This is a genomic window from Synechococcus sp. CS-1332 (assembly GCF_025127995.1).
Lineage (GTDB): Bacteria > Cyanobacteriota > Cyanobacteriia > PCC-6307 > Cyanobiaceae > Cyanobium.
The window spans coordinates 1-4395 of sequence record NZ_JAHLYP010000044.1 but is presented as its reverse complement, the minus strand read 5'-3'; the positions used below and the strand labels follow the sequence as shown (position 1 = coordinate 4395).

6 protein-coding genes are annotated in these 4395 nt (G+C 69.5%); 2 read left to right on the top strand and 4 right to left on the bottom strand.

What is annotated here, in order from left to right; genetic code table 11:
* Window positions 1-654 (bottom strand): sulfatase-like hydrolase/transferase (locus tag KQ305_RS10935; RefSeq protein WP_259725443.1); only part of this gene is annotated, 654 nt, incomplete at its 3' end.
* A 157-nt stretch (window positions 655-811) separates the two neighbouring features.
* On the opposite strand from KQ305_RS10935, the gene KQ305_RS10930 reads away from it, so the two are divergent.
* Both KQ305_RS10930 and KQ305_RS10925 read left to right on the top strand, forming a co-directional pair.
* Window positions 812-1756: a helix-turn-helix domain-containing protein gene (locus KQ305_RS10930; protein WP_259725442.1), complete on the top strand. Its 945-nt coding sequence runs from the start codon at window positions 812-814 to the stop codon at window positions 1754-1756.
* 38 nt (window positions 1757-1794) lie between these two features.
* On the top strand, window positions 1795-2811 hold the full coding sequence (locus tag KQ305_RS10925; RefSeq protein WP_259725441.1) for a porin family protein: 1017 nt from the start codon (window positions 1795-1797) through the stop codon (window positions 2809-2811).
* A gap of 20 nt (window positions 2812-2831) precedes the next feature.
* Here KQ305_RS10925 and KQ305_RS10920 read toward each other — a convergent pair whose 3' ends face one another.
* From KQ305_RS10920 to KQ305_RS10910, 3 genes are all read right to left on the bottom strand, one after another.
* Complete coding sequence (locus tag KQ305_RS10920) at window positions 2832-3014, bottom strand: hypothetical protein (protein WP_259725440.1); 183 nt, start codon at window positions 3012-3014, stop codon at window positions 2832-2834.
* A complete protein-coding gene (glyQ, locus tag KQ305_RS10915; RefSeq protein ID WP_259725439.1) occupies window positions 3011-3889 on the bottom strand; it encodes a glycine--tRNA ligase subunit alpha in 879 nt (292 codons plus the stop codon). Before glyQ ends, KQ305_RS10920 begins: the two co-directional genes overlap by 4 nt.
* An 88-nt stretch (window positions 3890-3977) precedes the next feature.
* On the bottom strand, window positions 3978-4395 hold a 418-nt coding region (locus KQ305_RS10910; protein ID WP_259725438.1), incomplete at its 5' end, for a class I SAM-dependent methyltransferase.

Below are 4395 nucleotides of genomic sequence, written 5' to 3'. Positions count from 1 at the left end.
GGTGTTGAACCACACGAAGAAGGGCTCGCCGGAGGCCACCGCGTCACGGATGAAGCGCTTGGCCTCGGCCATGAATTCTTCGTCGCAGGTTTCCTGGCGTTTCTTGGTGAGCGGCCCGGTGTTCTCGATCCGCTGGGTGCCATCGCCATTGGCCCAGCTGTGCAGCACGCCGCGGGGGCCGAAGTTTTTCTTGAAATTGGGGAAGTCTTCGGCACTCGGGTAATCGGGCAGCTCCGGCTCCTCCTCGGCGTTCAGGTGGTAAAGGTTGCCAAAAAACTCATCGAAGCCGTGCATCGTCGGCAGATGCTCGTCACGGTCGCCGAAGTGGTTCTTGCCGAACTGGCCGGTGCGGTAGCCCAGCGGCTGCAGCAGTTCGGGGATCGTCGGATCCTCGGCGCGATAGCCGATTTCGGCGCCGGGCAGCCCCACCTTGCTGAGGCCGGTGCGGAACACGCTCTGGCCGGAGATGAAGGCCGCCCGGCCCGCGGTGCAGCTCTGCTCGGCGTAGTAGTGGATGAAGCGGCCACCCTCCTTGGCAACCCGGTCGATGTTGGGGGTCTGGTACCCCATCAGGCCGTCGCTGTAGCAGCTGAGGTTGCTCTGGCCGATGTCATCGCCCCAGAGGATGAGGATGTTGGGCTGGCCGTTGGGCATGGTGGGGAACACCCTGCGGGTGAGGGAGTGAGGTAAGAAGAGGGTTCAGGTCCCCAGCTGTCACGTGACGGACGCCACGGCTTCGGGGGACACGCCCCTAAAGGATGCACAGAGCGGAACGATCCGAACACTCAAAACGTGCGGATCCGCTCCTCCCGTGTGCCGCTCCATCCACGACGTCGCGCGATTGGAAGAGGTGCTCAGCACCCGGCTGCCCGTGCAGCTCACCCAGCTCGCAGGCGGACGTCTCTGCGGCGAGCTCCTTCCACTTGACCTCGGTCCGCTCCAGGTCCTGCGCCTGCGCTTCGATCGGCCCCTCCACGGGGGTGGGCCCAAACCCAAGGGCCGCCAGCTGATCGCCCTCGACCTGGGCGAGGAGTCCGGCGAGCCCGTGATGCGCTCCCACGGGCTGGAGCTGCCGGCCACGGCGTTCTTCGGCCTGGCCGCCGCCGGCGAGATCCACCTCACCACCCCCGAACGCTGCAGCCTGGCGTTGCTGAGCCTGGATCGGGAGAGGTTCCTGCAGTGGGCCCACGATCTGGGCGGACCGGGCCTGGAGGAGTCGCTGGAGGGTGTCAACTGGCAGGCGATCGATCCGCTGCGCTTCGGGCGGGTGAGGGCCTGTCTGCGCGGGATCTTCCGTCTGGCCGAGCGGTCACCGGCCCTGATGGCGGATGCAGCGATCCGCCGGCGGCTGGGCGGGGATCTGGTGCCCCTGCTGGTGGAGGCCCTGGTGCACCGCACCGGCCACGGCGGGCGGTTGGCCCGGCCGCCGGCTCGGATCGAGTTGGTGAAGGCGGCCCAGGCCTGGATGGAGGACCATCCCGACGAGCCGATCAGCCTCGATGGACTCTGCCGCCAGGTCGCGGCCGGTCGGCGCAGCCTGCTGCAGGGCTTCCGGGAGCACCTGGGGATGGGCCCGATGGCCTACCTCAAGATCCGTCGCCTACACAGTGTCCGGCGTGCCCTGCTCGCGGCCGATCCGGAGGCGGCGCGGGTCGCCGAACTCTCCGCTCAGTGGGGATTCATGAACGCGGGGCACTTCGCCCGCGATTACCGCGCCCTGTTCGGCGAGCATCCCCGTACCAGCCTCCGGGCCTGAACGTCCTGACTCCCACCCCCATCCCCATGAACGAGAGCATGCCTCGCCTGGTCCCCGTCCTGGCCGGCCTGGCCATGGTGATGCCGCCGCTGTGGCCAGCGGCAAGCCTGGCCGATCCAGCGACGGGCCAATCTCCGGAAGCCACCTGGATCGGCCAGGAGCTGCGCCTGCCGCGACCGGCGGTGGCGGCCGCGCCGGAGACCCCCCAGACGGAGCCGGCACCCGGGGAGACGGCCCCGGCCAGACCGTCCGCCCCCCCCTGGAGCGGCACCGTTGAGCTGTACGGCTTCGCACCGCTGCGCACCATTGGCACCACAACGATCCGGGGCCTGGAGGCGGAGGTGGACCAGGACCTGGGTGAAATCCTCGACATCCTGCGGTTTGCCGCCTCCGCCCGCGGCAGCATCGAAAAGGACCGGGTGGGCCTGCAGGCCGACCTCTGGTACACCAGCCTGGGCGACTCGGCGGGGCGCCTGGTCGGCCCCCGGCAGCTGTTCACGACGACGGCCGACGTGGGCCAGACCCTGGGGATCTACGACTTCGCCCTCCGCTACCGGTTCGGCGAGCGGGAATCGGCCCTGGGCAAGCCCGGGACCTATTCGGTGATCCCCTATGCCGGGATACGGCTGATCGATGGCCGCCTGAATCTGGCCGCCACCCTGGACGGCCCCTTCGGCCGCACCCTGCTGGAGCCCACCCGCAACTTTCAGCGGACCTGGGTACAGCCCCTGGTGGGCACCCAGGCCACCGTGTTCCTCTCGCCGCGCCTGCGGGCCTTCGCCCGCGGCGATATCGCTGGCTTCGGTCTGGGCGGCCAACAGGACCTCAGCGGCAATGCCCAGGTGGGCCTGGGCTATGCGATCGGGGACAACACGGATCTGAACGTGTCCTGGCGCTACATGGGCCTGAAATGGAACAACGGGGACCAGGAGGCCAACGGCTTTTCCGTCAACATGAACGGCCTCGAAGTGGGTGTGAAGTTCTTCTTCGGTGGCGCGCCCAGGGGCCCAGCGGTGGCGGCGTCTCCGGACACCGCTCCCGTGGTGGCTCCCTGAATCCAGGCGGGACGGGCAGCTCAGAAGTTCGGCAGCTTGAGCATCAGCTCGCAGAGCTGGGGGCTAGGCAGCTCCTGACCCAGAAGGGGGGCGACCAGGGCGGCGAGGGGCCGCAGCCGGCAGGGCCAGATGGCCCGCTCGGTGAGCCGGCCGGCCTGGAAGGCGCCGACCACCAGCACCCCCACCAGCAGGGTGCGCTTCACGCCGGTGGTGCGTCCAGCAGCGGGAAGCCCAGGGCCCGGCGCTCCTCCAGCCAGGCTTCCGCCACCTGCCGCGCCAGATGGCGGATGCGGCCGATCGTGGCGGTGCGCTCGGTCACCGAGATCACGCCGCGGGCCTCCAGCAGGTTGAAGGTGTGGCTGCACTTGAGCACGTGATCGAGGGCCGGGGCCGGCAGCCCCGCCGCCACCAGATCGGCGGCCTCGGCCTCATGCAGGGCGAACAGCTGCAGCAGGCGATCGGGGTTGGAGGCCTCGAAGTTGTAGGTGCACTGGCCCTTTTCGAAGGGCAGCCAGATGTCGCCGTAGCTGCGCTCGCCGTTCCAGCGCAGGTCCCAGATGCTCTCCACGTCCTGGAGATACATCGCCAGCCGCTCCAGGCCGTAGGTGATCTCGATCGACACCGGCCGGCAGTCGAGGCCGCCGCACTGCTGGAAATAGGTGAACTGGGTCACCTCCATGCCATCGAGCCAGACCTCCCAGCCCACGCCCCAGGCCCCCAGGGTGGGGGACTCCCAGTTGTCCTCCACGAAGCGGATGTCGTGGTCGGCAGCATGGATGCCGAGGATTTCAAGCGAGGCCAGATAGGTCTCCTGGATGGCATCCGGGGAGGGCTTGATCAGCACCTGGTACTGGAAGTAGTGCTGGGCCCGATTGGGGTTGTCGCCGTAGCGGCCGTCGGTGGGGCGGCGGCAGGGCTCGGGGTAGGCCACCGCCCAGGGCTCCGGGCCGATCGCCCGCAGCACCGTGTGGGGGCTCATGGTGCCGGCGCCCTTTTCCGTGTCGTAGGGCTGCAGGATCAGGCAGCCCTGGTCGGCCCAGAACCGGTTGAGGCTGGCGATGATGTCCTGGAAAAGCATGGTGCGCCGGTCGGGTTCTGGCCAGGACGGCAGGAAGGGTGGCTCGATGCTGCCAGATCGGTGTTCCCCGATCCCTGCCGCCGACCCATCAGGCCTGCAGTTCCAGCAGCCCCATCAGGCCGCCGGCCAGGGGCCTGTGCCGGGCCGTGGCGAAGCCGGCGGAGCGGGCCAGCGTCTCCTGGGCAGGGGCGGTGGGGAAACGGGCCAGGCTCTCCTCCAGGTAGGCGTACTGCTCCGGCAGGCCCACCGCACGGGCGGCTGGCACCACCAGGCGGCGCAGGTAGAAGCGCTGGAAGGCCGCCGGGGCCGATGCCGGATCGGGCCGGTTGAAATCGAGCACCACCGCCCGCCCGCCAGGCCGCAGCAGGCGCCGCAGCTCCACCAGGCCAGCGGCGGGATCGGCCAGGTTGCGCAGGCCGTAGGCCATCACCGCCCCATCGGCCCAGCCATCGGCGAGGCCGGTGGCCAGGGCATCGCCCTGCTGCCACTGCAGCGGCAACCAGGGC

Excerpts from the sequence above, each read along its gene's own strand:
- KQ305_RS10925 (WP_259725441.1), top strand. The coding sequence starts at position 1,795 with ATGCCTCGCCTGGTCCCCGTCCTGGCCGGCCTGGCCATGGTGATGCCG.
- glyQ (WP_259725439.1), bottom strand. The coding sequence starts at position 3,889 with ATGCTTTTCCAGGACATCATCGCCAGCCTCAACCGGTTCTGGGCCGAC.